Origin of the sequence: Pseudomonas sp. 67(2021), assembly GCF_017491835.1 — a bacterium.
GTDB classification, from domain to species: domain Bacteria; phylum Pseudomonadota; class Gammaproteobacteria; order Pseudomonadales; family Pseudomonadaceae; genus Aquipseudomonas; species Aquipseudomonas atacamensis.
This window is the reverse complement of record NZ_JAFGYL010000035.1, coordinates 1-25,875: the sequence shown is the minus strand read 5'-3', so window position 1 is coordinate 25,875 and position 25,875 is coordinate 1. Positions and strand designations below refer to the sequence as shown.

General features: G+C 59.9%; 26 protein-coding genes and 1 pseudogene. 13 read left to right on the top strand and 14 right to left on the bottom strand.

Annotation, left to right across the window (positions count from 1 at the left end):
- Both J5M66_RS25555 and J5M66_RS25550 read right to left on the bottom strand, forming a co-directional pair.
- On the bottom strand, positions 1-509 hold a 509-nt coding region (locus J5M66_RS25555), incomplete at its 3' end, for a cupin domain-containing protein (protein WP_207817512.1).
- Positions 510-695: 186 nt separating this feature from the next.
- Positions 696-1,514 (bottom strand): shikimate 5-dehydrogenase, encoded by an 819-nt coding sequence (locus J5M66_RS25550; protein WP_122508131.1) that lies wholly within the window; start codon positions 1,512-1,514, stop codon positions 696-698.
- A gap of 243 nt (positions 1,515-1,757) precedes the next feature.
- Between J5M66_RS25550 and J5M66_RS25545 the strand changes: the two genes are divergently transcribed.
- The 3 genes from J5M66_RS25545 (at position 1,758) to J5M66_RS25535 (ending at position 2,848) form a co-directional block, all read left to right on the top strand.
- Positions 1,758-2,138, top strand: coding sequence for a hypothetical protein (locus tag J5M66_RS25545; RefSeq protein WP_024013471.1), 381 nt, complete (start codon positions 1,758-1,760; stop codon positions 2,136-2,138).
- Between the two features lie 229 nt (positions 2,139-2,367).
- Positions 2,368-2,562, top strand: coding sequence for a hypothetical protein (locus J5M66_RS25540; RefSeq protein ID WP_016770691.1), 195 nt, complete (start codon positions 2,368-2,370; stop codon positions 2,560-2,562).
- A gap of 103 nt (positions 2,563-2,665) precedes the next feature.
- Positions 2,666-2,848 (top strand): hypothetical protein, encoded by a 183-nt coding sequence (locus J5M66_RS25535; protein ID WP_016770690.1) that lies wholly within the window; start codon positions 2,666-2,668, stop codon positions 2,846-2,848.
- On the opposite strand, the gene J5M66_RS25530 is transcribed toward J5M66_RS25535, so the two are convergent.
- Positions 2,845-3,906, bottom strand: a complete 1,062-nt coding sequence (locus J5M66_RS25530) for an AI-2E family transporter (protein ID WP_024013473.1) — start codon at positions 3,904-3,906, stop codon at positions 2,845-2,847. The two genes, J5M66_RS25535 and J5M66_RS25530, sit on opposite strands and share 4 nt — an antisense overlap.
- A 156-nt stretch (positions 3,907-4,062) precedes the next feature.
- Between J5M66_RS25530 and yegQ the strand changes: the two genes are divergently transcribed.
- Positions 4,063-5,391: a tRNA 5-hydroxyuridine modification protein YegQ gene (gene yegQ / locus J5M66_RS25525; protein WP_197891471.1), complete on the top strand. Its 1,329-nt coding sequence runs from the start codon at positions 4,063-4,065 to the stop codon at positions 5,389-5,391.
- Positions 5,392-5,610: 219 nt separating this feature from the next.
- On the opposite strand, the gene J5M66_RS25520 is transcribed toward yegQ, so the two are convergent.
- The gene (locus J5M66_RS25520) at positions 5,611-6,477 is read right to left on the bottom strand and encodes a LysR substrate-binding domain-containing protein (RefSeq protein WP_207808097.1); all 867 of its coding nucleotides are present in this window, start codon (positions 6,475-6,477) and stop codon (positions 5,611-5,613) included.
- Between the two features lie 101 nt (positions 6,478-6,578).
- On the opposite strand from J5M66_RS25520, the gene J5M66_RS25515 reads away from it, so the two are divergent.
- The gene (locus J5M66_RS25515; protein WP_243432853.1) at positions 6,579-7,481 is read left to right on the top strand and encodes a DMT family transporter; all 903 of its coding nucleotides are present in this window, start codon (positions 6,579-6,581) and stop codon (positions 7,479-7,481) included.
- A 123-nt stretch (positions 7,482-7,604) separates the two neighbouring features.
- Here the strand turns inward: J5M66_RS25515 and J5M66_RS25510 are convergent, their stop codons facing one another.
- Together J5M66_RS25510 and J5M66_RS25505 are read right to left on the bottom strand one after the other, a co-directional pair.
- Positions 7,605-7,835, bottom strand: a complete 231-nt coding sequence (locus J5M66_RS25510; RefSeq protein ID WP_207808095.1) for a hypothetical protein — start codon at positions 7,833-7,835, stop codon at positions 7,605-7,607.
- Between the two features lie 91 nt (positions 7,836-7,926).
- Positions 7,927-8,640: a FadR/GntR family transcriptional regulator gene (locus tag J5M66_RS25505; RefSeq protein ID WP_016775357.1), complete on the bottom strand. Its 714-nt coding sequence runs from the start codon at positions 8,638-8,640 to the stop codon at positions 7,927-7,929.
- Positions 8,641-8,994: 354 nt separating this feature from the next.
- Between J5M66_RS25505 and J5M66_RS25500 the strand changes: the two genes are divergently transcribed.
- Both J5M66_RS25500 and gudD read left to right on the top strand, forming a co-directional pair.
- Complete coding sequence (locus tag J5M66_RS25500; RefSeq protein WP_207808094.1) at positions 8,995-10,341, top strand: MFS transporter; 1,347 nt, start codon at positions 8,995-8,997, stop codon at positions 10,339-10,341.
- Between the two features lie 25 nt (positions 10,342-10,366).
- Positions 10,367-11,710, top strand: a complete 1,344-nt coding sequence (gene gudD / locus J5M66_RS25495; protein WP_206421860.1) for a glucarate dehydratase — start codon at positions 10,367-10,369, stop codon at positions 11,708-11,710.
- Between the two features lie 118 nt (positions 11,711-11,828).
- Here gudD and J5M66_RS25490 read toward each other — a convergent pair whose 3' ends face one another.
- Positions 11,829-12,701: a LysR family transcriptional regulator gene (locus J5M66_RS25490; protein WP_122611228.1), complete on the bottom strand. Its 873-nt coding sequence runs from the start codon at positions 12,699-12,701 to the stop codon at positions 11,829-11,831.
- Between the two features lie 159 nt (positions 12,702-12,860).
- Between J5M66_RS25490 and ampC the strand changes: the two genes are divergently transcribed.
- Positions 12,861-14,027, top strand: a complete 1,167-nt coding sequence (gene ampC, locus J5M66_RS25485; protein WP_206421859.1) for a class C beta-lactamase — start codon at positions 12,861-12,863, stop codon at positions 14,025-14,027.
- A gap of 97 nt (positions 14,028-14,124) precedes the next feature.
- Here the strand turns inward: ampC and J5M66_RS25480 are convergent, their stop codons facing one another.
- The 5 genes from J5M66_RS25480 to J5M66_RS25460 form a co-directional block, all read right to left on the bottom strand.
- Positions 14,125-14,391: a hypothetical protein gene (locus tag J5M66_RS25480; protein WP_016775363.1), complete on the bottom strand. Its 267-nt coding sequence runs from the start codon at positions 14,389-14,391 to the stop codon at positions 14,125-14,127.
- Positions 14,392-14,407: 16 nt separating this feature from the next.
- The gene (locus tag J5M66_RS25475) at positions 14,408-14,737 is read right to left on the bottom strand and encodes a DUF6124 family protein (RefSeq protein WP_122603104.1); all 330 of its coding nucleotides are present in this window, start codon (positions 14,735-14,737) and stop codon (positions 14,408-14,410) included.
- Positions 14,738-15,300: 563 nt separating this feature from the next.
- The gene (locus tag J5M66_RS25470; protein WP_016775365.1) at positions 15,301-15,864 is read right to left on the bottom strand and encodes a DUF4174 domain-containing protein; all 564 of its coding nucleotides are present in this window, start codon (positions 15,862-15,864) and stop codon (positions 15,301-15,303) included.
- A 186-nt stretch (positions 15,865-16,050) separates the two neighbouring features.
- Positions 16,051-16,836: a sulfite exporter TauE/SafE family protein gene (locus J5M66_RS25465; protein WP_125927590.1), complete on the bottom strand. Its 786-nt coding sequence runs from the start codon at positions 16,834-16,836 to the stop codon at positions 16,051-16,053.
- Positions 16,837-17,071: 235 nt separating this feature from the next.
- Positions 17,072-17,821: a hypothetical protein gene (locus tag J5M66_RS25460; RefSeq protein WP_016775367.1), complete on the bottom strand. Its 750-nt coding sequence runs from the start codon at positions 17,819-17,821 to the stop codon at positions 17,072-17,074.
- Positions 17,822-18,066: 245 nt separating this feature from the next.
- On the opposite strand from J5M66_RS25460, the gene J5M66_RS25455 reads away from it, so the two are divergent.
- The 3 genes from J5M66_RS25455 (at position 18,067) to J5M66_RS25445 (ending at position 20,749) form a co-directional block, all read left to right on the top strand.
- Positions 18,067-19,215 carry an aldose epimerase family protein gene (locus J5M66_RS25455; RefSeq protein ID WP_110600715.1) on the top strand — a complete coding sequence of 383 codons (1,149 nt, stop codon included), beginning with the start codon at positions 18,067-18,069 and terminating at the stop codon, positions 19,213-19,215.
- Positions 19,216-19,432: 217 nt separating this feature from the next.
- A complete protein-coding gene (locus J5M66_RS25450) occupies positions 19,433-20,254 on the top strand; it encodes an aldo/keto reductase (protein ID WP_207808093.1) in 822 nt (273 codons plus the stop codon).
- A 24-nt stretch (positions 20,255-20,278) separates the two neighbouring features.
- On the top strand, positions 20,279-20,749 hold the full coding sequence (locus J5M66_RS25445) for a DUF1810 domain-containing protein (RefSeq protein ID WP_125918116.1): 471 nt from the start codon (positions 20,279-20,281) through the stop codon (positions 20,747-20,749).
- Here the strand turns inward: J5M66_RS25445 and J5M66_RS25440 are convergent.
- Positions 20,714-23,074 carry a DNA polymerase II gene (locus J5M66_RS25440; RefSeq protein WP_207808092.1) on the bottom strand — a complete coding sequence of 787 codons (2,361 nt, stop codon included), beginning with the start codon at positions 23,072-23,074 and terminating at the stop codon, positions 20,714-20,716. The genes J5M66_RS25445 and J5M66_RS25440 overlap by 36 nt on opposite strands.
- Positions 23,075-23,357: 283 nt before the next feature.
- Between J5M66_RS25440 and J5M66_RS25435 the strand changes: the two genes are divergently transcribed.
- Positions 23,358-23,798, top strand: a complete 441-nt coding sequence (locus J5M66_RS25435) for a CBS domain-containing protein (RefSeq protein ID WP_016775372.1) — start codon at positions 23,358-23,360, stop codon at positions 23,796-23,798.
- 178 nt (positions 23,799-23,976) lie between these two features.
- Here the strand turns inward: J5M66_RS25435 and J5M66_RS25430 are convergent, their stop codons facing one another.
- Entirely contained in the window at positions 23,977-24,600 is a 624-nt protein-coding gene (locus tag J5M66_RS25430) for a glutathione S-transferase N-terminal domain-containing protein (protein ID WP_207808091.1), read from the bottom strand.
- A 1,073-nt stretch (positions 24,601-25,673) separates the two neighbouring features.
- Between J5M66_RS25430 and J5M66_RS25425 the strand changes: the two are divergent.
- A pseudogene (locus J5M66_RS25425) lies at positions 25,674-25,875 on the top strand (energy transducer TonB); the annotation flags it as partial.

The window sequence follows — 25,875 nt, the reverse complement described above, 5'->3', positions numbered from 1 at the left end:
TCCCAATAACCCACCCCATCCACCTGCCGCGCGACAGCGACAAAACCCGAGGCATTGCCGTCGGCATCCACCGCGAAATTATCCATCACCGCATACTTGTTCGAGTCCGGATACTCGCAGATCTCCGGCTGCTGCTGAGTGCTCACCGCCAGATAACGCAGTTCGCCCGCGCTGGTATTGATGATCTGATGTGCCTTCTCGGGTCCGCCGGGTGGGCAGGCGATCACATCACCGGCGCGGATCGGAAAACGCTCGCCTCCCAGGCGTACCTCGCCCTCCCCGGCCACCACGTAGAACATCTCCTCATTGACCCGATGGCTGTGGAACGGACTGCCGCGCATGCCCGCTGGCAGCGCATACAGGCGATAACCGAGTTTCTGCGCACCCAGTTGCTGACCGATCCGCGCGATACGCTGCTGATAACGCCCGGCGGTTTCGCCTTCAGGGGCCAGGGCTTCGGGAAGGGCTTCGAGTTCGACCTCGTTGAGGTTGAGGATGGGCGGATGCATGGGCGGCCTCGGTTATGGTTTTTGTGGTGGCACGTCTGTGCGTGCTGGCGAGGATTATAGATAGTGATCCAGAACCGCAGCGCCGCCTTCGCGAGCAGGCTCGCTCCCACATTCAATCGCATTCCAGCTCAACCTGTGGGAGCGAGCCTGCTCGCGAAGAGGCCAGCCCAGCCACTAAAAGATCAATCAGCTGCGCGCAAAATCCACCGCCGCCGCAAACTGCGCCTCATTCGGCCGCACTCCGGTGTACAGCACGAACTGCTCCAGCGCCTGAATCGCAATCACCTCAAGCCCGGTGATCACTCGCTTGCCCTCGGCTCGTGCACGCACAATCAGTGGGGTTTCCGAAGGAATCGCCACCACGTCGAATACAGTCTCAGCCGCCTTGATCACTTCAGGCTCGAACGCCAGTTGCCCCGCCTCCGGCCCGCCGTCCATGCCTACCGGGGTGACATTGATCAGCATCTGCGGGCGCTCGTCGCCAAGCTCGGCCTGCCAGCGATAACCCAGCGAGTCCGCCAGGGCGCGGCCGGCGCGTTCGTTACGGGCGACAATCAAACCGTTCTTGTAGCCACCATCGCGCAGGGCGCTGGCCACCGCTTTGGCCATGCCGCCGCTGCCGCGCAGGGCGAAGGTCGAATCCTTCGGCACCGCGTGGCTTTCCAGCAATTGCGCGACGGCGATGTAATCGGTGTTGTAGGCCTTGAGGTGGCCGCCAGTGTTGACGATGGTGTTGATCGACTGGATCGCCGCCGCCGACGCATCCAGCTCATCGACCAGCGCAATGCAGGCTTCCTTGAACGGCATCGACACGCCGCAGCCGCGAATGCCCAGTGCCCGGATGCCGCCGACCGCGCCGGTCAGGTCCTGGCTGCTGAACGCTTTGTAATAGAAATTCAGGCCCAGCTGTTCATACAAATGGTTGTGAAAACGCAGACCGAAATTCCCCGGCCGCCCCGACAGGGACATGCACAGTTGGGTGTCTTTGTTCGGGTTCATCTGCATGAAACTTCTCCTTCAAACGCACTTTCGGATGGACGGGATTGGCCAGCCCACCGGGTTCTGAATCATCATTGGGGCTTGTTTGTGGCGCCGCGCAGCCGGGTAAAGAAGCCGCTACAGACCTTACACAAAATTTACCCAGCGGCTGTGCTGAATTTCGCAATTTTGCTGTCTTAGCTGTATCCCCGCGACAACTGTGGGCCTGACTCAGGCCGCGGCGCCGGGTCGAAGAACCGAGGACTTATCATGATTCGTAAACTTCCCATCATGGCTTTGTTGATTGGCGCACTTGCCGTCACCGGCCAGGCTGAAGCGGGTGGTGGCCATGGCTGGCAGGGCCCTGCAGTGTTTGGCGCGATCGTCGGCTCGGCCATCATCGGCTCGGCACTGATCAACCAGGATCGGCCGGTGTATGTGCAGCAACAACCGGTTTATGTGCAGCCGCAACCGGTCTACGTGCAGCAACCGCCGCCACCGGTCTATTACCAGCCGGCGCCGGTGTATGTACAACAACCGGTCTACGTGCAGCCAGCCCCCGTCTATTACGGCCCGCCTCGTGGTTATTACGGTCGGCCCCACGGCTACTACGGCGGCCCGCATGGCTACTACGGCGGTCCACGCTGGTAAGCGCAACACAGAGCCCCGTTTTCAAGCGGGGCTTTTTTATGACCGCTGGTCGGCCAACGTCTGAAAAAATCTCGCCAAGGTCGCTGTGAGGACAGTGCGAGCAGCTAAAGTCGGCATGATGGAATCGACCGTCGGGCTTTTTTCATCGAACGGTCACCGCTTTGTCATGACGGAACCGCAATCTGAATCCGTCCGTAAACAACAGATCGATAACAACAAGGACGACTGTATGCCCACACAAAACCCGCACCGCATCGTCGGTCTGTGCACCTCGAGCAAGGTGTACAGCGCACTTACCGAGCTCAAGCATCTGGAAGGCCATCGCTGCGCCAAGCTGCTGTCCCTGCTCGCCGAAAACCTCGTGCACAAGGGCCTGCTCAATGAGCGCGAAGTCATGCACATGCTCGATCAAGTGGTCGAATGACGCCAGACCTCACTGGCATCAATGACCACTATCGAAAGCGTTGATTGTCCGTCGTGCCGGCAAATCCCTAAGGTAGCCCCATCAGTTTGATGGAGTTTTTCCCATGGCACAGGTTCAAATCATGTCGGTGATCGGCAGCGCAGTTCCCGCTTCGCTGCGTGCATCCGGTTTGCTCGCTTGCTGGTATCTGGTGCGCGATGGCGAGCCGATCAGCGGCCCGCTCACCTCCTTGCCAGCAGCACAGGCCTTGTCGCAACAAGTCGCCAGCAATACGTTTCATGCCTAAGGCAGCTGCACCTTGGGCTTGGTCTCGACGAACAGCGCCCAGCTCGACAGGAACAACGCGGCAATCAGCGGTCCGATCACAAAGCCGTTGAGGCCGAAGACCGCGAGGCCGCCGAGGGTGGAAACCAGAATCAGGTAATCGGGCATTTTCGTATCCTTGCCCACCAGAATCGGGCGCAGCACGTTGTCGACCAGGCCGATCACGAATACCCCGAACAAGCCCAGCACCACGCCCTGCCAGATCATGCCGCTGAGCAGGAAGTACACCGCCACCGGCGCCCAGACAATCCCCGCGCCCACCGCTGGCAACAGCGACAGAAACGCCATCAGCACCGCCCAGAGCAGCGCGCTGGGAATGTCGAGAAACCAGAAAATCAACCCGCCCAGCGCGCCTTGGGTCACGGCCACCACCACGTTGCCTTTGACCGTGGCGCGCACCACGCGGTTGAACTTCAGTTGCAGGCGGCGCTTGTGGTTTTCTTCCAGCGGCACGGCAGTGCGCATCTTGCGCGCCAGCTCAGGGCCGTCACGCAGAAAGAAAAACAGCAGATACAGCATGATGAAAAAGCTCACCACGAATTCGAATGTGCCCTGGCCGAAGCTGAACGCCTGAGTCGCCAGCGCCTGGCTGCCCTGCATCGCCGCTTTGACGATCTTCTCGCGCAAGCTGTCGAGTTCGCCCATGCCAAAGCGGTCGAGCAAGTGCTGAAAGTACGGCGGCAGGCTGTGCTTGAACTGCGCCAGATACGCGGCGATATCCAGCTCGCCGCTTTCGATGTTCTTGTAGACCGTCGCGCCTTCCTGCACTAGCAGGATGCTGACGATGATCACCGGCAGAATCGCGATCACCAGGCACAGGCTCAAGGTGCACAGCGACGTCACATTGCGTTGCAAGCCGAACTTCTGCTGCAACCTGCGCTGTACCGGCGCAAACAGAATGCCGAGGATCACAGCCCAGAACACCGCGCCGTAAAACGGCAGCAGAATCCAGATAAAAGCCACCGTGACCAGCACCAGCAGCACTGTCAGGGATTTGAATTGCAGACTCTTTTCGTTCATATCCGGTCCATGTCAGTCAGGCGTCACGCACGCCCGCCCCACTTAGTCAGCCGCCGAGCGCGCGAGTGCCATGTTTATTCATGGAGCATAGATCCAGATCAATAAACCCTCGCAACAGCTGCCCTACCCTGCGCGGCTTTTGCGACCGACACCCAAATGCAGACTCTCATCGCCCCCGAGCTTCTCGCCCCCGCCGGCACCCTGAAAAACATGCGTTACGCCTTCGCTTATGGCGCCGATGCGGTCTACGCCGGCCAGCCGCGCTACAGCCTGCGGGTGCGCAACAACGAATTCGACCACGCCAACCTGGCGCTGGGCATCCGTGAGGCGCAGGCGCAGGGCAAGCGCTTCTATGTGGTGGTCAACATCGCCCCGCACAACGCCAAGCTGAAGACGTTTCTCAAGGATCTGGCGCCAGTGATCGAGATGGCCCCGGATGCGCTGATCATGTCCGACCCCGGCCTGATCATGCTGGTGCGCCGGCATTTTCCGCTGATGCCGATTCATCTTTCGGTGCAGGCCAACACGGTGAATTGGGCGAGCGTCGAGTTCTGGCAGCAACAGGGACTGAGCCGGATCATTCTGTCGCGCGAATTGTCGCTGGAGGAGATCGGCGAAATCCGCGAGCAGGTGCCGGGCATGGAGCTGGAAGTGTTCGTGCACGGCGCGCTGTGCATGGCCTATTCCGGGCGCTGCCTTCTTTCCGGTTACATGAACAAACGCGATGCCAATCAGGGCACCTGCACCAACGCCTGCCGCTGGAAGTACACGGCGCAGGAAGCCACACAAAACCAGCTCGGCGAGATCGTCCAGACCTTTCAACCCGAGCCGACGCTAGGCCTCGGCGCACCGACCGATCAGGTCTTTCTGTTGCAGGAAGCCAATCGTCCCGATGAATTGATGCCGGCTTTCGAAGACGAACACGGCACCTACATCATGAACGCCAAGGACCTGCGCGCCGTGCAGCATGTCGAGCGCCTGACGCGCATGGGCGTGCATTCATTGAAGATCGAAGGCCGGACCAAATCGCATTTCTACTGCGCACGCACCACCCAGGTGTATCGCCGGGCGATCGATGATGCCGTGGCCGGGCGCGCGTTTGATCGCGGCCTGATGCTGGATCTTGAGTCGCTCGCCCAGCGCGGCTACACCGAAGGTTTTCTGCGCCGGCATGTGCATGACGAATATCAGAACTATCAGCACGGCAGTTCGGTGTCGGAGCGGCAGCAGTTCGTTGGCGAGCTGACCGGCGAGCGCCGGGACCGCCTGGCCGAGGTGAAAGTGAAGAATCGTTTTGCCGTGGGCGATCATCTGGAACTGATGACGCCCAAGGGCAATTTCCATTTTGATCTGCACGAATTGCAGAGTGTCAGCGGCCAAGCGATCGAAGTGGCGCCGGGGGACGGGCATACGGTGTACGTGCCGATACCGGATGCGGTGGATTTGCGCTTTGGGTTGTTGATGCGGGATTTGCCGCGGACCTGAATCCCACCCTAGCCCTCTCCCAGAGGGAGAGGGGACTGATCGGGGGATATTTCAGAGGTACGCTGACCTGAACGGGGACCGCTGAATCCGCAAACTACACAGCGCTGGTTGTGCTCGTAAATCCATAAGCGGCTCGGACTTTCAGGTCGATGTCTGGCGCAAGACACCTCGGCTGGCCCCCTCTCCCTCCGGGAGAGGGCTGGGGTGAGGGCCGCTTTTCTATTGGGCAAACTCCTCCCGCAACATCGCCACAAATGCATCTCGCGCCGGGTGCACACCGGCGTTTTCATGCCAGTAAAACAAATTCTCGATCGCCATCAGTTCAGCAAACTCGTAACCCTCGCAGCCCGCGCCTTTGGCGTACTGCTCGAACACGCCCTTGGGCACCAGCGCCACCCCGGCACCGGCGCTGACGCAGCCGACAATCGCTCCGTAACTGGCCAGACTGACAATCGGCAGCGCCTGTCCTCGGCGCAGCAACCAATGCTCAAGTGCCGCGCGGTATGGGCAACCCGGTGGCCACATGAACAGGGTTTTGTCTTGCAGATCCGCGATGTCACGCACCGGGCCGAATGAAGTCGAGGCGATCAGTAACAATTCCTCGCGATACATCGGCGTGCGTTTGAGCTGAGCACGTTCGACATCTACCGCCACGATCGCACCATCCAGGCGATGGTTGACGGTGTCGTCGAGCAACTGGCTCCAGGTGCCGGTGGTAAGTTCCAGTGCCACTTGCGGGTAGCGCTTGTGGAATTTCGCCAGCAGGCGCGGCAAGCGCCCGGTCGCCGAAGACTCGATGGCGCCGATGCGCAGCGGTCCGGACGGCTCGGCGGCCGGGTCGAGCGCGCGTTTGGCTTCGACGGTCAGCGCCAGAATCTTTTCCGCATAAACCAGAAAGGTCTGCCCCGCCGGGCTGATGCGCAGTCCGCGCCCCTCGCGCAAGAACAGCGCCACGCCCAACTCGGCCTCCAGCGCTTTGATCCGCGCAGTGATGTTCGACGGCACGCAGAACAGCTTTTCAGCGGCCCGGGCAATGCTGCCGACCTCGGCCACAGTCTTGAACATGCGGATTTGCGCCAGCTCCATAACCATCACTCCGAGTGAACATTCGACGCAGTATAAGTCAGTTGTGGCGAATGATCGGGCGCCCGGATACTCGGCGCATCCACTGCCCTGGTGCCTCGATCATGACTTCCACTTCTACCTGCAAAATCATCTTGGCCATGGCGTTTGTCGTCGGCTGCTGGGGTTATTCGCCCACCGGCATTCACATCGGCTTGCAAGGGTACGATCCCGGACATCTGGCCTTGCTGCGTTTTCTGCTGGCGTCGCTGTTGATGGCGCTGATCGCAATTTTCAAAGGCATTCGCCTGCCGCAGTGGCGCGATGTGCCGTTGCTGGTTGCCTTGGGTTTCTTCGCTGTCAGCCTGCATCACGTCGCCTTGAACATCGGCCAGCAAGGCATCAGTGCCGGGGCTTCCAGCGTGCTGGCGCAATCGAGCCCGTTATTCAGCACGCTGCTGGCGCGGTTTGTGTTCAAGGACCGCGTCAGCGCCTGGCGTTGGGGCTGTGTGCTGCTTGGATTTGTCGGCGTGGTGGTCGTAGTCAGCGGCGACAAGGGCATGGGCGCTATCGATGCCCATGGCTTGCTGATTTTGTTGGCGGCGCTTTCCTGGAGCCTCTATTTCGCCCTGCAAAAGCATCATGCGCGGCGCTACGACGGTTTCAGCCTGGGCTGCTATGCGGTGTGGTCGGGAACGTTGCTATTGCTGATTTATCTGCCAGGGCTGGCTGACGCCGTGATGCAGGCGCCGCCGCGCGCGCAGTGGGCGGTGCTGATGCTGGGGGTGTTTCCCAGCGCGCTGGCGTATCTGGCCTGGGGTTTCGTGCTCAAGCATGTGGACTTGAGTCGGGCGACGATGACTTTGTATCTGACACCGCCGACGGCCATGGGAATTGCGTCGTGGGGATTGGGGGAACGGCCGACGTTGATGGTGCTGATGGGAGCGGTGGTGGTGTTGATCAGTGTGTTGGCGTTGAATCTGGAGCGTCGGGTTGGCGTCGTTCGAGCAGTTGAGAGCAAGGCTTGAATCTGCGGTGAAGCCGATGCCGTCTTCGCGAGCAGGCTCGCTCCCACAGTGGATGACACAAACTCCCTGTGGGAGCGAGCCTGCTGGCGAAGAGACCGGCCCACTCAATGAATAATCCAGACCTCAGCGCATATCATCCGACAACGGTGTCGGCTCATCCGCCGGCGGTACATCCTCGTCATCCGGCGGATCCTTCCAGTCATCCGGGCGGTCGGCATCGCTCAGCGGATCGCGCCCCGGGTCCATGCCCGGCGGTGCGTCGTGATCGCTCAGCGTCGGCTCGTCGGTGCCGGATACGGGGCGGGTCTGGTCGGTGGTCGCCATGCCACCGGGAACAAGCGAGTCATCAGCCATGCTGCACCTCACAATACTGGCCCGGATTATCCGGGGCGTATTGTTTGGAAGCGCGGGTGCTGAGGGCGTGCGGTAGATCAGACCAGCGGCATCAGCCTTGGGCGATAAAGCGATCACGACTGTTGGTCAGGTGCAGCCACATCGCGGCGCGGGCGGCATCGGCGTCCTGACGCTTGATCGCATTCAGAATCGCCTCGTGTTCCAGATTGGCCAAGTGCCCGAGCTTGCTCAGATCCGCCGCGCCGCGCTCGGCGGCATTCAGGCGATTGCGCGGGATCATCGCACTGCCCAGGTGCTGCATGATCTCGCTGAAACAAGCGTTGCCGGTGGCCTCGGCGATCAGCAGATGAAAACGCCGATCGGCCTCCACGCAGCTGTCGTTGTTCGCCAGCAGCCGTTGATAGTCATCCAGCGCCTGACGCATCTGCTGCACCTGCTGCTCACTGCGCCGCTGCGCCGCTAGCGCCGCCGCTTGCGTCTCCAGGCCCATGCGCAATTCGAGAATGCTGCGCACGCCGAGCGCCGTATCGACGTTCAGGCGCAGGCCCTGCTCCGCTGCACGCTCGATCACGAAGGTACCGATGCCGTGGCGCGTCTCGACCAGCCCCGAGGCCTGCAACTTGGAAATGGCCTCGCGCACCACCGTGCGGCTGACGCCGTGCTCCTGAACGATGGAGTTCTCCGAAGGCAGCTTGTCACCGGGCGACAGTTGTCCGAGCAGGATGCTCTGGGTGAGCTTTTCCACCAGGTCATGAGCGAGGTTGTGCGTGCGTTTGCGCGCGGGCGCGTCGAGGTCTTCTTGCATGATCGGTTCCGGTGATCGGGGCTTGCCGATCGTAGCACTGCGGGATGACGGTTGAGATGGATTTTAGCGGTCGACGGGCCATCAACTTGTATGACAACATTCAATTACGTCGAATATTTTCGATAGCCAGCCATCACGCACCACCATTCACATATCAAAAATGCGCTCCGCTCGATTGGCGCAACAATCAATAAATACGAGCTAGAATCCGGTTTTCGCATAAAAAACCGAACAATCAGAAGAATTTGATCGCCCTCCCCACTTGTAGGACAAAAAATTACAGTTGTATGATGTCTAGCAACAGCGCAGCACCCAGTCCTACCCGCATAAAAATAATCAGTGGGAGAAACATCAGTGAAAACGTCCATCTCCGGGATGCAGGACAGCGTCGACCCGACGCTCGCCTCAGCCATCTCCAAAGTCAAACGCCACGTCCTGCCGCTCTTCGTGATCATGTTCATCGTCAATTACATTGACCGGGTGAACATCGGTTTCGTCCGCACCCACATGGAAACCGATCTGGGCATTGGTGCTGCCGCCTATGGCTTCGGCGCCGGGCTGTTCTTTATTGGATACGCGCTGTTCGAAGTGCCTTCGAACATGCTTCTGCAAAAAGTCGGCGCACGCATCTGGCTGACCCGCATCATGTTCACCTGGGGCATAGTCGCGGCCTGCATGGCCTTCATCCAGAATGAAACCCACTTCTATATCCTGCGCTTCCTGCTTGGTGTCGCCGAGGCCGGGTTTTTTCCCGGGGTGATTTATTACTTCACCCGCTGGCTGCCCGGCGTCGAGCGCGGCAAGGCGATCGCGATTTTCCTCAGCGGCTCGGCCGTGGCCTCGCTGATCTCCGGTCCGCTGTCCGGCCTGCTCCTGCAGATCAATGGGCTGGGCATGCACGGCTGGCAGTGGATGTACTTCATCGAGGGGATGTTCTCGGTGTGCCTGTGCGTGTTTGTCTGGTTTTGGCTGGATGCCAAACCCCACGACGCGAAATGGCTGAGCCGCGCCGAACAGGATGCACTGGTCAGCGCCATCGACGACGAGCAAAAAGCACGTGAAGCCGCGACGCCGATCCGGCCATCGCTGGGCAAACTGCTCAAGGACCGGCAGATCATTCTGTTCTGCCTGATCTACTTCTTCATTCAGCTGACCATTTACGCGGCGACTTTCTGGCTGCCGAGCATCATCAAGAAGATGGGCGAACTCAGCGACGTGCAGGTCGGCCTGTTCAACTCGATTCCATGGTTGCTGTCGATCGTCGGCATGTACGCCTTCGCCTCGCTGTCGGCGAAGTGGAAACGTCAACAAGCATGGGTCGCCACTGCCCTGTTGATCGCCGCAGCGGGCATGTTCATGTCCACCACTGGCGGGCCGATCTTCGCCTTCGTCGCGATCTGCTTTGCGGCGCTGGGTTTCAAATCCGCCTCGTCGCTGTTCTGGCCGATTCCCCAGGCTTATCTGGATGCACGCATCGCGGCGGCAGTGATCGCGCTGATCAACTCGGTGGGCAACCTCGGCGGCTTCGTCGCACCGACCACTTTTGGCCTGCTTGAGCAACACACCGGCTCGATTCAGGGCGGCCTCTATGGTCTGGCCGCAACCTCGATCATCGCCGCAATCATCGTCTTCGCCGCGCGCACCACGCCCAAACCCGCTGCTGAAAAGGCTGTGGCCGACGCCGCGCCGAAACACGCCTGACTACGTCTCGACAAGGAAAACAAAAATGACTGTTCATGACACCGCCAAAGCTCCGATCATCACCGACATGCAGGTCATTCCGGTGGCCGGTCACGACGGCATGCTGCTCAACCTGAGCGGCGCCCACGGGCCGTTTTTCACCCGCAACATCGTCATCCTCAAGGACAACGCCGGCCACACCGGCGTCGGCGAAGTGCCCGGTGGCGAGCGCATTCGCCAGACCCTGGAAGACGCGCGCAATCTGGTGGTCGGCAGCCCCATCGGCACCTACCAGAAGATCCTCAATCAGGTGCGCCAGACCTTCGCCGACCGCGATGCCGGCGGCCGCGGCCTGCAAACATTCGACCTGCGCATCACCATTCACGCGGTCACCGGCCTGGAAGCCGCCCTCCTCGACCTGCTCGGCCAACATCTGGACGTGCCGGTGGCGGCGCTGCTCGGTGAAGGTCAGCAACGCGACGAAGTGAAGATGCTCGGTTACCTGTTTTACGTTGGTGATCAACACGAAACCGATCTGGCCTATCGCAGCGAACCGGACGCCGACAACGACTGGTTCCGTGTGCGTCACGAGAAGGCCATGACCGCCGAAGCAGTCGTGCGCCTGGCCGAGGCGGCGCACGCCAAGTACGGTTTCAAGGATTTCAAACTCAAGGGCGGCGTGCTCAGCGGCGATGCCGAAATCGAAGCGGTCACGGCACTGGCCGAGCGCTTCCCTGAAGCGCGAATCACCCTCGATCCGAACGGCGCCTGGTCGCTGAAAGAGGCGATTCGTCTATGCCGCGATCAGCACCACGTACTCGCCTACGCCGAAGATCCGTGCGGTGCGGAAAACGGTTATTCCGGGCGCGAAGTCATGGCTGAATTTCGCCGCGCCACCGGGCTGAAAACCGCGACCAACATGATCGCCACCGACTGGCGTGAAATGGGCCACGCGATTCAGTTGCAGTCAGTGGACATCCCGCTGGCCGACCCGCACTTCTGGACCATGCAGGGTTCGGTGCGCGTCGCGCAGATGTGCCACGAGTGGGGCCTGACCTGGGGCTCGCATTCCAACAACCACTTCGATATTTCCCTGGCCATGTTCACCCATGTCGCCGCCGCCGCACCCGGCGAGATCACCGCCATCGACACCCACTGGATCTGGCAGGACGGTCAGCGCCTGACCAAGGCACCGCTGCAGATTGTCGACGGCTGCGTGCAAGTGCCGCAGAAACCGGGACTGGGCGTGGAACTGGACATGGATCAAGTGGCCAAGGCCCACGAACTGTACAAAAGCATGGGCCTCGGCGCGCGGGATGACAGCGTGGCGATGCAGTTTCTGATTCCGGGGTGGAAATTCGATAACAAACGGCCGTGTCTGGTGCGGTAATCCAGCAGGCGCCGCTGATTTCAATTGTGGGAGTAGGAGCTGCCGAAGGCTGCGATCTTTTGATCTTCAAAACAGAATCAAAAGATCGCAGCCTTCGGCAGCTCCTACAAATCGGTTTTCAGCTTGAGATTTGCAGCAACCAGGTTTTGAACGCTTTCATCGCCACCGTTTCCGCTCGCGACTGCAACCGCGTCAGCCAGTAACTGCCGGTGGTGATCTCGATCGCAAACGGCTGGCAGATCGCATCTGCCGCCAGTTGCCGGGCGAACATCAGCGGCGGCGCCAACGCCACGCCGCCGCCCTGCAATGCGGCTTCCATCATTGCCAGCGACGAATCGAACACGATGCTTTGCGGTGGCGCGGCCTGCGTCGCCAGGCCCGCTGCGTGAAACCACTCCGGCCATTCATCGGTGCGATAGGAGCGCAGCAAGGTCTGCTGCAACAGGTCCGCCGGCGAGTGCAGCTGCCGGGCAATCTCCGGCACGCACAATACCGACAACGGCGCATCGAGCAAGCGTGTCGCCTCGATGCCATGCCAGGCGCCAGCACCGAAACGAATGGCGTAATCCAGTCCTTCCGCCGCCACATCCACCCGGTTGTTATTGGTCGACAGACGTAAATCTATAAGCGGATGTTTCCCCCGAAAGTCCGCCAGCCTCGGCAACAGCCAACCCACAGCAAAAGTGCCCACCGCGCCGACCGTCAACATGTCGCGATACTGCCCACCGGCCAGACGTTCGAGCATCTGCGCAATATGATCGAATGATGTGCTGAGTACCGGCAGCAAGGTTTCGCCTTCACTGGTCAGCATCAGCCCACGTGGCAGGCGTTTGAACAGGGTCAGGTTGAGCTGCGCTTCCAGGCTTTTGACCTGATGGCTCACCGCCGCTTGTGTCACGCACAACTCGACGGCAGCACGGGTAAAACTCAAATGACGTGCCGAGGCTTCAAATGCGCGCAGAGCGTTGAGCGGCAGTTGCGGTCGAATCATGCGTTGCCCCAAATTTTTCTAATGGCCCATGCGAGTTTTCATCGTTTGTCGAGGGCCGGCGAAGTGCCTAAATTGGCCGCGCTGATCGGCCGCCCGATGAAAAATCACCCGCAGTGTAGCGGGATACAACAATCGACACTCATGGAGAGTGATTCAATCATGTGTTCCTTAAAACCGAGCAAGGTCTTTTCCTACAGCGCTTTCGCACTGTTCTTCGGCAGCGTTGCCTGTCATGCCGCAACGCCGACGGATGCGCAATTGCAGGCACTGGTCAGCCAAGCCGTCACCCCGGTGATGCAGCAAAACAACATCCCGGGGCTGACCGTAGCGATCACGCTGAATGGCCAGGCGCATTACTTTAACTACGGGGTCGCCGCTAAAGACACCGGGCAAAAGGTCAGCGAAAACACCCTCTTCGAAGTCGGCTCGGTGAGTAAAACCTTCACCGCCACCCTCGCCGGTTACGCCCAGGCCACAGGCAAACTCGACCTGTCGAGCAAGGCCAGCCAACTCTGGCCGGAGCTCAAGGGCAGCGCCTTCGACAACATCAGCGTGCTGCAACTGGGCACCTACAGTGCTGGCGGACTGCCGCTGCAATTTCCCGCTGACGCGGATTCTTCCGACAGGATGCTCGGCTATTACCAACAGTGGAAACCGCAATTTCCCGCCGGCAGCCATCGCCTGTATTCCAACCCGAGCCTGGGCCTGTTCGGCTACCTGACGGCGAAAAGCCTCGGCCAGCCGTTCGACCAGGCAATGACGCAAACCCTGCTGCCGAAACTCGGCCTTCAGCACACCTTCCTCAGCGTACCGTCAGCGCAGTCGAAGCTTTATGCCCAAGGCTACGACAGCGCCGACCAACCGGTACGCGTCAGCCCCGGCGCCCTCGACGCCGAAGCCTACGGCATCAAAACCAGCGCCGCCGACCTGCTGCGATACGTCCAGGCACAGCTGCAACCGGCCAGCCTTGCGCCTGATCTGCACAAAGCCATCGCCAACACCCACATCGGTTATTACCGCGTCGGCGACATGACCCAAGGCCTGGGCTGGGAACGCTACGCCTACCCGATCAGCCTGGAAAAACTGCAAAACGGCAACTCGACCCCCATGGCCATGGAACCGCACAAAGTCGAATGGCTGACTCCACCGCAAGCTGAACCGGCCAATGTGCTATTCAATAAGACCGGTTCTACACGGGGCTTTGGCGCGTATGTGGCGTTCGTGCCGTCGCGGGACATGGGCATCGTGATTCTGGCCAACAAGAATTACCCGAACGTCGAACGGGTGAAGATAGCGCATGAGATTTTCAGTCAGTTGACCGAATAAAGATCAAAAGATCGCAGCCTGCGGCAGCTCCATTGACCGAGTGAAAACCCGATCCTGTAGGAGCCGCCGCAGGCTGCGATCTTTTTCGTTTCAGCGCTTAAAGCTGCGCCTGCAAGCGCCAGCCAATGACATCCATCAAGTCACAGCTATCGCGCAACGGAATCGCCAGCACCCGGGCGAAATCCTGCAACAGCAATGCATCGTGTCCCTTGCCCTCGTCCAGCGAAAGGCTCTCCATCAGCTGCGTCACACAGCGCAAGCGGTAAGCCGCGGTGCCGTGCAACACGTCAATGGGGGCTTCGCTGTCGATCAGCACACAGGGAATTTTGCAGTCAATCCCGGTGATCGGTATGTAACGCGCCATGGTAGAACCTCCCTGTTCAATGTTGAGTCGCCGTTGGGGGTGAATCGAGATTGTCCAGCGCGCGGTTGACCAGCAGTTCTCCGACTACCGCCAATTGCTGGATCGACAACGTCAGGCTGCGCTGCGCACCGCTCAACTCGCAGGCCAGATCGGTGGTCAGTACGTTCAGTGAGGCAAGGGTTTCGCAGGCATGGCTCAGCAGTGTCGCCGTGTCGATGTCGGGGAGAATGGTGAAAACGTGGCTGATGGGATCGGGTTGGCCGGGGTGGCGCAGACGCGGATTATTGGAGTCGAAGGAGCTTGAATCCATGGGGGATTCGGGGGGATTTGGAGTGTGTTTTTTCATAAATAAACCCTCGGGACATTTAAAGAAAAAACTGCCGAACTCACTTCCACGAGAGGGTGGCAGCTTTGCGCAGGTGTGGAAGTCCGGGGAAGCCCGAGGAACCCGGTGCACTCGAGAGTGCTCCTGCGCATAGCTGCCATAAGCAAACAATGTTGGCATAAAAACCACCAACATGTGTTTACAGGCGCAATGCGCGCTCGGGAATCACCGGACTTCCACATCCGACCACTGTGTTTTTCAGCGGCCAAAAGAGGTTATCCCTCTGCGTCACAACGCACCAGTTCACCACGGCCGCCGCGTCTTGCAGGAAAAATCCACTGGGTTTGAAGGGTGTTGGCGTCAGACATTTCGGCAGGCACATGCTGCAATGACTTTCGATCAGCAGATGACTTGTGGGAGCGAGCCTGCTCGCGAATGCGCTCGATCAGTCACCTTTCAGCGCCTGAAAAACCGCTATCGCGAGCAGGCTCGCTCCCACATTTGAACTGTGCACTTCACAAAAAAATGTGGGAGCTGGTTTGCCAGCTCCCACAGGGATTTTGCTTCACTCACGCAACGCGCAATCAATCATCCGGCATCTGCGGTGGTTTGCTCGGTTTCGCCGGTTTGCTGCCCTTCGCGCCTTTTGCCGGTTCCGGCTCGGTGGCGGCAGGCGTTTGTGCGGCGGCGGCCGCAGCGGCGGCTTCTTTTTCGGCCATGGGCATGGCGTCGATGGTTTCGAAGATTTTCGCCAGGCTCAATGCCTTGGCTTCATCACCCGAGGCGGAGAGCTTGGTTTCGCCGTCCTTTCCCACCAAGAACACTTTGGGATAAGCGCCGGCGCCGAGCTTCAGCGAACGCAGCAGGGCCATGGTGTCCTGCTGGCCCATGTCCTTGCCGTCGAGCTGTCCGGACATGCTGAGGATGGTGTAGACCTTGATGTTGCGGTCGGTGACGCCCTTTTTGTTGGCCGGATCTTCCAGCGACTTCTTCAGGCTCAGCCACACCGGGTCGACAGTGCTTTGCGCAATCACGATCAGCGGGCGGGCGCGGCCCACGTCCCCGGCCAGGGGTGAATCGCTGTCGGCGGCGAACAAGGGGCCGGCGATTGCCAGCAAGAGGGTCAGGGTCAGGGACCTGATGAGCATGCGCATCTCCTTTTGATATCCACGCACTACTGATTGCGCATCGTGGCGATTGTTCCGGCGGCGTCTGGCAAAAAGGCATTGCCCTGTCAGAAGCTTAGGTCAGGGAGAACTTTGCGCAACATGACGCAAGCGATCATTGGCACATCCCTACGGCCGCTGCATTGGAAGTGTTTTCTCCAGGCTGACTCAGAATGCCAACTTATAACCAATCAACACCAGCATCGTCGCCAGGCACGGGCGCAGGACTTCGTCCGAGATGCGTCCGGTCAGGTGGCTGCCGAGCCAGATGCCTGGCAGCGAGCCCATCAGCAGGAAGCCCAGCACGCCCCAATCCATGTTGCCCATGCTTGCGTGGCCGAGGCCGGCGACGAGGGTCAGGGGTACGGCGTGGGCGATTTCGGTGCCGACCAGGCGGCGGGTTGGCAGTAGCGGGTAGAGGATGAACAAGGCGACGGTGCCCAGTGCGCCGGCGCCGATCGAGGTCAGGGCAACCATGGTGCCGAGGATCAGACCGGTGATCACCGTCATGATATTCAGGCGCGAACCGCTCGGGTTGTAGTTGCCACCCGCGCGTTTGTGGGCGAATTCGAGCAAGCGTTTCTTGAAGAAGATTGCCAGGGCGGTGGCGAAGAGGACGAAGCCGAGCGCCTGTTTGATGATGGCGTTCATCGCGTCCGGCGCGGTGTGCAGGGTGCTGAGGAACCACAGGGTCATGGCCACGGCTGGCACGCTGCCGAGGGTCAGCCAGCCGGTGATCGCCCAGTCGATGTTCTTGTTCTTCTTGTGAACGAGGACGCCGCTGGATTTGGTGATCGCAGCGTAAAGCAGATCGGTACCCACCGCCGTCGCCGGGTTGATGCCGAACCACAGCAGAATCGGCGTCATCAACGAACCACCGCCGACACCGGTCATGCCGACGATAAACCCCACCACCAGCCCGGCAATCACCAGGCCGAAATTTGCCAATTCCATTCAAACGTCCAGAAAACGACAGGAAAATCTGGCCCGCAGCATAGCGATTTTTCTTATAACCACATATATCGATGCGGTCTATCGTTATGCCATATCGAATTCACCGCAGATCCCTGTGGGAGCGAGCCTGCTCGCGAAGGGGGTGTCAGCCGACCGATGAGTTGAATGACACAACGCATTCGCGAGCAGGCTCGCTCCCACAGTGGATCTTTGCGCTACAGCAAACCTGCAAGGCTCACTGCACCGGCAAGAAATTCAGAAACAGCAGACTCTGCGCGTAATTCAGTCCGATCCTGCGATAGCGCTCATCGAGCATCTGCGTGAGCAGATCCAGGCGCGCGACGATTTTGCTGAATTCGGTGGCGAAGCTGAGATTGCTGCCCTCCTCCGAGATTTCGTTGGAGAACAGCAACGGCTGACCTTCCTTGTTTTGTCGTTGCGACAAAATCCACATGGCTTTTTCGATGTTGCGCGCGGCGTTGTGCACGAACGTCGGGTTGATCGCGTCGGTCATGTAGAACTCGGTGCGATTGCCGTGGGCGGTAACCAGCATGCTGCCGATCGCATAGATGAAGGCGCCGACGCGGTCGCCGAGGAATTCCGGACTCATCGCATAGCTCAGCGCCGCCAGGTCCTTGCGCCCGCCCAGCACGGGCAACGGCTGCTGTTGCTCGACAGCGAGACGCACCTGTTTCACGGCGGCGTTGACGGTGAGGAAACCGGATTTGCGCAGTTCTTCCGGGTTGCGCAGGTAAAGCTTGCCCATCAATCGATAGAGACTGTCGAGGTTATCGCGCATCGCCAGGGTGGCCATGCGGTCGACGCTGGTCTGCAAAAACTCCTGCGGCTGCCCTTCTCGTATCTGATTGAAAAATCCATTGCCGTTCTGGTGGCTGCAGCCGCTTAGCAACAGCGACAACAGGCAGGCCAGGAGCAGGCACGGGCGGCGGTGAGCGGCGGTGATCAGGGCAAAAACACTCGGCATGAAGTCTCGGACAGGCACATTCCTGTGCGGCGGGGGTCACCGCATCCTGGCCATGCATAGAGCCGCCGATTGCGAAAAAGTGCAGTGCCTTGGCGGTGAGCCGACCTTCGGCGCTTTTCGCCACATCAATTAGTCGGACTTTATATTTGCCAACAGCGGTAAATCCGCTATAAATCTTCTGCGAAATATTCAATAGCCTGACTAATTGCGTTTTCTCAAAACAACAACAAAAAGGAAGGTCAACCATGCTTCAATCCCGTCACCTGCTCTCCGGCCTCGGACTGTCCCTGATGATCGCTACCCTTTCCGCCAACGCGGCGGGCCTGACCGCCGAACACAAAGCCTTCGGCAAAACCAATGACGGCACGCCTGTCGAACAGTACATCCTGCGCAACAGCCACGGCATGCAAGCCACCGTCATCACCTACGGCGCGACCCTGCAAGCGCTGAAAGTCGCTGACAAACACGGCAAGTTCGACGACGTCGTCTTGGGTTTTGACGATGTGCAGGGCTATCAGAAAGGCACCGCGTACTTCGGCGCGACCATCGGCCGCTTCGGCAACCGCCTGGCCGAAGGTGCTTTCGAACTCGATGGCAAGCGCTATCAAGTGCCGCAGAACGACAAATCCAACGCCCTGCACGGCGGCCCCGAAGGTTTCGACAAGAAAGTCTGGAAGGCCAAAGAAACCAAGGACAAGGATTCGGTTGGCGTAACCCTGACCTACCTGTCGGCCGACGGCGAGATGGGTTTCCCGGGCAATCTGACCACCGAAGTCACCTATCGCCTGACCGACAACAACGAGCTGCGCATCGACTACAAGGCCAGCACCGACAAACCGACCGTGCTCAACCTGACCAACCACAGCTACTTCAACCTGGCCGGCGCCGGCAATGGCGACATTCTCAAGCAAGTCGCCATGATCAACTCCAGCCATTACACGCCGGTCACCGCCAAACTGATCCCGACCGGCGAGTTGGCGCCCGTGGCCGGCACGCCGATGGACTTCAGCAAACCGACGGCAATCGGCACGCACATCAAGGCTGATCATCCGCAGCTGAAATTCGCCGAGCCGAAACAGGGCGGGTTCGATTTCAACTGGGCACTGGACACCAAGGGCGATGTCAGCAAGCTCGCTACCGAAGTCAGCGACCCGCAATCCGGACGCGTCCTGCAACTGTTCACCAGCGAGCCGGGCGTGCAGTTCTACACCAGTAACTTCCTCGACGGCACGGTCAAGGGCAAGGGCGGCAAGGTCTATCCGCACTGGGGCGCATTCACCCTCGAGACCCAGCACTACCCGGATTCGCCGAACCAGCCGGACTTCCCAAGCACGCGGCTTGATCCGGGGCAGACTTATGCTCACAGCGTGATACTGAAGTTCTCCGCCAAGTAAGGCCCACGCCGCATGATAGTTCCCACGCTCTGCGTGGGAATGCAGCCCGGGACGCTCCGCGTCCCTTTCAGAGCTGGAACGCGGAGCGTCCCTTGATGCATTCCCACGCGGAGCGTGGGAACGATCTTGTAGGAGCTGCGATCTTTTTTGCTTTTTGAACCCCGACGCTATTCTGCTGCCCACTAAAGACACCCACTCTTTCAGGCAGGAGGTTTGAATGCGTACCCTTGAGTTGGCCGGCGTGCAGGTTCCCGTGATTGGCCAGGGCACCTGGCGCATGGGCGAGGATCGTTCGGCGCAGAGCCGTGAAGTGGCGGCGCTGCGCAGCGGCATCGAGCTGGGCATGAGCCTGATCGATACCGCTGAGATGTACGCCGAGGGCGGTGCCGAAACGGTGGTCGGCGAAGCCATCGCCGGTCTGCGCGATCAAGTCTTTCTGGTCAGCAAGGTCTACCCGCACAACGCCAGCCGCCAGGGCATCCCGCAAGCCTGCGAGCGCAGTTTGCGTCGGCTCGGCACTGACTACATCGATCTGTATCTGCTGCACTGGCGCGGTCAGTATCCGCTGGAGGAAACCGTCGAAGCCTTCGAGCGTCTGCGCGAGGATGGCAAGATCGGCCGTTGGGGTGTGTCGAATTTCGATGTCGACGACCTCGAAGAACTGTCCAGCTCGGCCTGCGCCACCAATCAGGTGCTGTACAACCTCGAAGAGCGCGGCATCGAATTTGATCTGCTGCCGTGGTGCCAACACCAGCGCCTGCCATTGATGGCGTACTGTCCGATCGGCCAGGGCGGCGCGATGCTCGCCGAGCCGGTTCTGCAGGACATTGCCTGTCGCTACAACGCCACCCCGGCGCAGATTTCACTGGCGTGGCTCCTGCGCCAGGACGGCGTGATTGCGATTCCCAAAGCTGTGCGCCCCGAGCATGTGCAACTCAATGCCGAGGCGGCCCGGTTGCAACTGGACGCCGGGGATCTGGCGGCGCTGGACAAGGTGTTCCCGGCGCCTCAACGCAAGCAGCGGCTGGCCATGGTCTGAGCTGCCGACTGCGAGGGCTTCGCCATGAGAAGCACAGATCTGCACGACCCGTACAACCTGCAACGTTTCGTGCAGGCGCAGGACCCGGTGTTCGAACGGGTCCTGCGTGAACTCGAAACGGGCCGCAAGCGCAGCCACTGGATGTGGTTCGTCTTTCCGCAGTTCGCCGGATTGGGCGGCAGCGAAATGGCCCGGCGCTTTGCCATTGGTTCAGCCGAGGAAACCCAGGCCTATCTGGCCCACGAGCTGCTCGGGGCGCGGCTGCGCACCTGCACGCAACTGGTGCTGAATGTGCCGCAGCGCTCGATTGCAGAAATGTTTGGCCATCCCGATGACTTGAAATTTCATTCTTCGATGACCCTGTTCGCCCAGTTCAGCGCCGAGGACAGTCTGTTCCATCAGGCGCTGGAGCGGTACTTCCACGGCATTCTCGATGAATGGACGCTGCAACTGCTCGACTCAAAACAGGCCCAGTTGCCCACCGATCAGGGTTGAGAAGTCGTCGTCGACAAACGGCAGAATCGCATCCGCCACTGGTTGCAGCTGTCGCGTGATGTAGTGGTCGTAGTCGATGGCGGCGCGGCGTACCTCCAGCGGCTCCGGGCCGGCCAGGGTGATGACGTAGCTGATCCAGCCACCGTTCTGATACTGCCGGGGCCGACCCTGCTCGGCGTTGTAGTCATCGGCGAGCCGCGCGGCGCGGACGTGCGGCGGTACGTTGCGTTCGTAATCGTCGAGGGTGCGGCGCAGACGCTTGCGGTAGATCAGCCGATCGTCGAACTCGCCGGCGAGGGTCTTACGCACGTAATCGCGGACGTAATCCTGGTACGGCTTGCGCTGAAAAATCCGCTCATACAGTTCTTGCTGAAATTGCCGAGCCAGCAGCGACCAGTCGGTGCGCACGGTTTCCAGGCCTTTGTAGACCATTTCCTCGCTGCCATCGGCGCGGGTGACGAGTCCGGCGTAGCGCTTCTTGCTGCCCTCCTCGGCGCCGCGAATGGTCGGCATCAGAAAGCGCTTGTAGTGAATCTCGAACTGCAATTCCAGCGCGCTTTCCAGTCCGTATTCCTCACGCACATGCGTGCGCCACCAATCGTTGACGTGTTTGACCAGCGCATGGCCGATCTGCGCTGCTTCATCCTGACCGTGCAGACTGCGCAGCCAGACGAAGGTTGAATCGGTGTCGCCGTAAATGACGGCGTGGCCCTGTTCTTCGATCAACTGGCGAGTGCGCAACATGATTTCGTGGCCGCGCAAGGTGATCGACGAGGCCAGCCGGGTATCGAAAAAACGGCAACCGCTGGAGCCGAGCACGCCGTAGAAGGCGTTCATGATGATCTTCAGCGCTTGGGACAGCGGCGCGTTGTGCTCGCGTTTGGCGGTTTCGCGCCCTTCGGCCACCCGCGCCACGATGGACGGCAGGCAATGGCGGGTGCGCGAGAAGCGTGCGCCACGAAAGCCCGGCACCGAGTCAGCGTCGTCCGGGTGCTGCAGGCCCTTGATCAAGCCCACCGGGTCGATCAGAAAGGTGCGAATGATCGACGGGTAGAGGCTTTTGTAATCGAGGACCAACACCGATTCGTAAAGCCCCGGGCGTGAATCCATGACAAACCCGCCGGGGCTGGCCTGGGGTGGATTGGTGCCCAGATTGGGCGCAACGAAGCCCTGACGGTGCATCAACGGCATGTACAAATGGGTGAACGCGGCGACGGAACCGCCGCTGCGGTCGGCCGGCAAACCGGTAACGCTGGCGCGTTCAAGCAAAAACGTCAGCAGTTCGGTCTTGGCGAAGATTCGCGTGACCAGCTCGCAGTCCTTGAGGTTGTATTTGGCCAGCGCCGGTTTGTCTTCGGCGAACATGCGATTGATCTCGTCCATGCGCTGGTACGGATTGTTGATCGCCTTGCCTTCGCCGAGCAGGGTCTGTGCGACGTTTTCCAGGCTGAACGAGGGGAAACTCCAGGTCGCCGAACGCAACGACTCGATGCCATCGATGATCAGCCGCCCCGCTGCCGAGGCGAAGTAGTGATTGCGGCTGCCGTGCTCGCGCCACTGCATTTCTTCGCCGCCACGACCGATCTTCAGCGGCACGCCGAGACGCCGCGCATGTTCATGGAGGATGCGCAGGTCGAACTGCACTACGTTCCAGCCAATGATTGCGTCAGGGTCGTGGCGGGCGAACCAGTCGTTGAGCTTCTTCAGAATGAGCGTGCGCGAATCGCAGTATTCAAGGTCGAAATCGACAATGCTGGCGTCGCCGTTCGGCGCGCCGAGCATGTACACCTGGCGCTCGCCACAGCCGTCCAGCGCGATGGAATACAGCTCGCCGTTTTCGGTAGTTTCGATGTCGAGTGAGACCAAGCGCAGTTTCGGCCGGTAATCGGGGTCGGGTTTCAGTTGAGCGTTGATCAGCACGCCGTCAGCATCAGGCGTGCCGCCGAACAGCACCGGCGCGGTGATGAAGCGCTCCATCAGATAGCGTTCCGGGGGACGCACGTCGGCTTCAAAGACGTCGACGCCGGCGCGGTTCAGCGCGGTTTCGAGGCGCATTAACTGGCCGTGCTGCTGGCAATACAGACCGAGCACCGGACGATGCTGAAAATCCAGCAGCGCCAACGGTCGCAGCTCTACATTCTTTTCATCGTGCAGCAGACGCTCGGCTGCTTCTCGCTGTGCGGCGGGAATAAATGCGACCGACGGCTGATGCGCCAGACGCACGCGGCGCGGCCCGGCGTCCGTTGCCAGCCAGAACTCGACTTCGGTGCCGGCCGGCGTATCGCGCCAATGCCGGGTCAGGACGAAGCCCTGCTGTAAATCCACCACTGCGACCTCAACGTTTCAATCAGAACGCCATTCTACGCAGGATCTGTGGCGAGGGGATTCATCCCCGCTGGCCGCGAAGCGGCCCCACTTTTAATGAAAGGCCCTGCTGCGCAGGCCAACGGGGATGAATCCCCTCGCCACAGATGCTTCATTCACCGATACAAAGATGTTTTTTCCGGCAAATGGCGTTTTTTGCACGCTAACTGCCGCTTTGCCACCTTGCTCTGCGCGGCTGCGTCTACGATGCTTGATGAACAACGACAACACCTGAGTAACCGCCATGAAGACCGTCGCCCAACTGCTCAAGCTCAAAGATCAGAAAAATCAGGAAGTGCACCAGATCAAACCCGATCACATGGTGCTCGAAGCGCTGATGAAGATGGCCGAGAAAAACGTCGGCGCCTTGCTGGTGGTCGAAGACGACAAAGTGGTCGGCATCATCAGCGAGCGTGACTATGCACGCAAACTGGTGCTGCACGGGCGCTCTTCGGTGGGCACGCCAGTGCGCGACATCATGGTCAAGGACGTGATTACCGTGGATACCCGGCAAACCGTCGACACCTGCCTGGGGATCATGTCGGACAAACGCCTGCGCCACTTGCCGGTGGTCGAGGACGGCCAGTTGATCGGCCTGTTGTCGATCGGCGACCTGGTGAAAGAGGCGATTGCCGAACAGGCCGAGCTGATCAAACAGCTGGAGCAGTACATTCGCGGGGAGTGAGCCCACCGCCGTGATCCCCTTGTGGGAGCGAGCCTGCTCGCGAATGCGCCAAGTCAGTGATGATCGTTCCCACGCTCTGCGTGGGAATGCAGCCCGGGACGCTCCGCGTCCCTCTAAAGCCGAACGCGGAGCGTCCGTTGAGACATTACCACGCAGAGCGTGGGAACGATCTCGCCCGTCAGGCCGGCCAATGCCGCTCAAACACCGGTGCCAGCACCGGGTGCCGGTCGATCCTTTGCAGCCACGCATAAAAGCCCGGGCGGGTCCGGCGCAGGTGTTCGCGGCTGCCGGCCCAGCGGCTTACCACGGCCGCCAGCACATCCAGCGCGCCGGGCGTTTCGTCATCCAGATACAGCTCCCCGGAAAACTGATCGGCAAACACCTCCCAACTGAAGTGCAGGCGCTGGCGCGTGCCGGCGATCAGGTTTTGCCGTGCGCTCTCGTCGGGCGTGCTCAGCCAGCGCTCGGGGTAATCGATGATGCCGACCGCTGCGTAGCAATTGCTGACGATGTAGGCGAGGCCGCGAATCGCCTGATCACGATCGGCTGCCTTGCTCGGCAGCAGGCCGGACTTGGGAAACGTCAGGCCCAGGTGAATCAGGATCGCCGCACTTTCGGTCATGGCGCTGCCGTCCGGCAGTTGCAAGGTTGGTATCTGTTTCAACGGATTGAGTTTGCCCAGCGCCTCGTCGGCCTCGGCGCTGGCTTCGGTATCAATGAAGCGATAGGCGATCTGGCACAACTCCAGTGCCGCCTCGACGGCAGCCGCGCCGGAATTCTTGTGCCCGTAGAGCTGGTACATGTCCGTTCCCCCGATAAGGCCTTTGCACAGGGTAGATGGCTGGCTGGCCTGACGTAGAAAATTCTGCAAATGTGTCGTGATTGGCACGTTTTTCCCATGCACTGCCGACTTGCGAAATCAACCTTCGCCAATCAGCGCTGGCGGTGCCCATCCCGCACCAAGAGCATTCATCGAACGCTATCCGCGTTCTTGTAAGGTGCGACAGCGAACCAAAAGTTCGCCTGTCCGAGCTGGCAATAAGGAGTTCACCCGTGAATCTTCAAATGCTCCGCCGTACGACATATCCGACTTACTCGCAAATCCAGCCCCAAGTTCAGCCGAGCCTATTCAGCCTGGCGCGTTTCTCCTTTATTACCTGAAACCCAATGCACACTTTGCGTGCCTGGCGATCAAGCAATCGCCGGGCGCCGAGTGTTATTTATTTTTTAAATACGGCAATTAATAAAAGGCACAACAACAAGATTGTCGAACAATGACTTTCCGTCATTGAAGTTGCACCAAAAGCGCACGCCCGAATGTGATGCAGTTAACCAAAACTCCAGAATCAAAATAAGGAACTTGTCCCGTGAGCCGCTGAATGACTGACCTGCACCAAATCGATTCGCTACGCACCGATAGGTGCTAAGCCTGATCACCGAGCAGCCGCTCTATCCCGTCGATTGGCGTGATACAGCGTTCCCGCTGACTCGCTCTGGAAAAAGCCCTTCTGCGAGGACTTGAGGACCGCTTCGCGCCGAATAAACAGTGGGCGAAACTGAAACTTATATAAATGCGACATCAGTAACACCGAAGATTTGCGTTCAACCGGTTTCAGCAACTTCTGGCACACCTGTTGCAAACTGTAACAAACCTGAGACAGCTCACGTCTCCACACAACAACAAGCCACGGAATGGATAATGAACAATCGATATAGATGCTACTAAGCCACTAAGTTTGTTCGAGGCCGTTTAAACAGATAGTCCGACTATCGGCCCGCGTACACCTCTGAAGAAAGTTACACCTACTCACTCGAACATCAGCCAGATGTTCGGACGGCACCTTATTGCCCTTCATCTGACCCGAGGGAGCTTTAATGAACGATGCGGTAAAGCACAAAACCCTGCCGGGGCCGTTGCAGCAAGCGCCGGTCTCGCCGGCAACGGGCAGGCCGGCGTTTACAGCCAATACGTCACGACCCGGCGGGTTGAACAAACCACAGATGCTCTTGCTGATCGCCGTGTCGGCGCTGATACACGGCGGCGCGTGGTGGTTCTTCCATCAGGCGCGTCCGGAGC

Bases quoted from the DNA above. Each gene is read 5' to 3' on its own strand.
- J5M66_RS25530 (WP_024013473.1), bottom strand. From the start codon at position 3,906: ATGAACGAAAAGAGTCTGCAATTCAAATCCCTGACAGTGCTGCTGGTG.
- J5M66_RS25510 (WP_207808095.1), bottom strand. From the start codon at position 7,835: ATGGCTGATGACTCGCTTGTTCCCGGTGGCATGGCGACCACCGACCAG.
- J5M66_RS25475 (WP_122603104.1), bottom strand. From the start codon at position 14,737: ATGAAAAAACACACTCCAAATCCCCCCGAATCCCCCATGGATTCAAGC.
- J5M66_RS25535 (WP_016770690.1), top strand. From the start codon at position 2,666: ATGGCACAGGTTCAAATCATGTCGGTGATCGGCAGCGCAGTTCCCGCT.
- J5M66_RS25505 (WP_016775357.1), bottom strand. From the start codon at position 8,640: ATGCAAGAAGACCTCGACGCGCCCGCGCGCAAACGCACGCACAACCTC.
- J5M66_RS25550 (WP_122508131.1), bottom strand. From the start codon at position 1,514: ATGCAGATGAACCCGAACAAAGACACCCAACTGTGCATGTCCCTGTCG.
- J5M66_RS25480 (WP_016775363.1), bottom strand. From the start codon at position 14,391: ATGGCGCGTTACATACCGATCACCGGGATTGACTGCAAAATTCCCTGT.
- J5M66_RS25515 (WP_243432853.1), top strand. From the start codon at position 6,579: ATGACTTCCACTTCTACCTGCAAAATCATCTTGGCCATGGCGTTTGTC.
- J5M66_RS25445 (WP_125918116.1), top strand. From the start codon at position 20,279: ATGAGAAGCACAGATCTGCACGACCCGTACAACCTGCAACGTTTCGTG.
- J5M66_RS25540 (WP_016770691.1), top strand. From the start codon at position 2,368: ATGCCCACACAAAACCCGCACCGCATCGTCGGTCTGTGCACCTCGAGC.
- J5M66_RS25435 (WP_016775372.1), top strand. From the start codon at position 23,358: ATGAAGACCGTCGCCCAACTGCTCAAGCTCAAAGATCAGAAAAATCAG.
- J5M66_RS25430 (WP_207808091.1), bottom strand. From the start codon at position 24,600: ATGTACCAGCTCTACGGGCACAAGAATTCCGGCGCGGCTGCCGTCGAG.
- J5M66_RS25470 (WP_016775365.1), bottom strand. From the start codon at position 15,864: ATGCTCATCAGGTCCCTGACCCTGACCCTCTTGCTGGCAATCGCCGGC.
- J5M66_RS25490 (WP_122611228.1), bottom strand. From the start codon at position 12,701: ATGATTCGACCGCAACTGCCGCTCAACGCTCTGCGCGCATTTGAAGCC.
- gudD (WP_206421860.1), top strand. From the start codon at position 10,367: ATGACTGTTCATGACACCGCCAAAGCTCCGATCATCACCGACATGCAG.
- J5M66_RS25465 (WP_125927590.1), bottom strand. From the start codon at position 16,836: ATGGAATTGGCAAATTTCGGCCTGGTGATTGCCGGGCTGGTGGTGGGG.
- J5M66_RS25520 (WP_207808097.1), bottom strand. From the start codon at position 6,477: ATGGAGCTGGCGCAAATCCGCATGTTCAAGACTGTGGCCGAGGTCGGC.
- yegQ (WP_197891471.1), top strand. From the start codon at position 4,063: ATGCAGACTCTCATCGCCCCCGAGCTTCTCGCCCCCGCCGGCACCCTG.
- J5M66_RS25545 (WP_024013471.1), top strand. From the start codon at position 1,758: ATGATTCGTAAACTTCCCATCATGGCTTTGTTGATTGGCGCACTTGCC.
- J5M66_RS25455 (WP_110600715.1), top strand. From the start codon at position 18,067: ATGCTTCAATCCCGTCACCTGCTCTCCGGCCTCGGACTGTCCCTGATG.
- J5M66_RS25460 (WP_016775367.1), bottom strand. From the start codon at position 17,821: ATGCCGAGTGTTTTTGCCCTGATCACCGCCGCTCACCGCCGCCCGTGC.
- J5M66_RS25450 (WP_207808093.1), top strand. From the start codon at position 19,433: ATGCGTACCCTTGAGTTGGCCGGCGTGCAGGTTCCCGTGATTGGCCAG.
- ampC (WP_206421859.1), top strand. From the start codon at position 12,861: ATGTGTTCCTTAAAACCGAGCAAGGTCTTTTCCTACAGCGCTTTCGCA.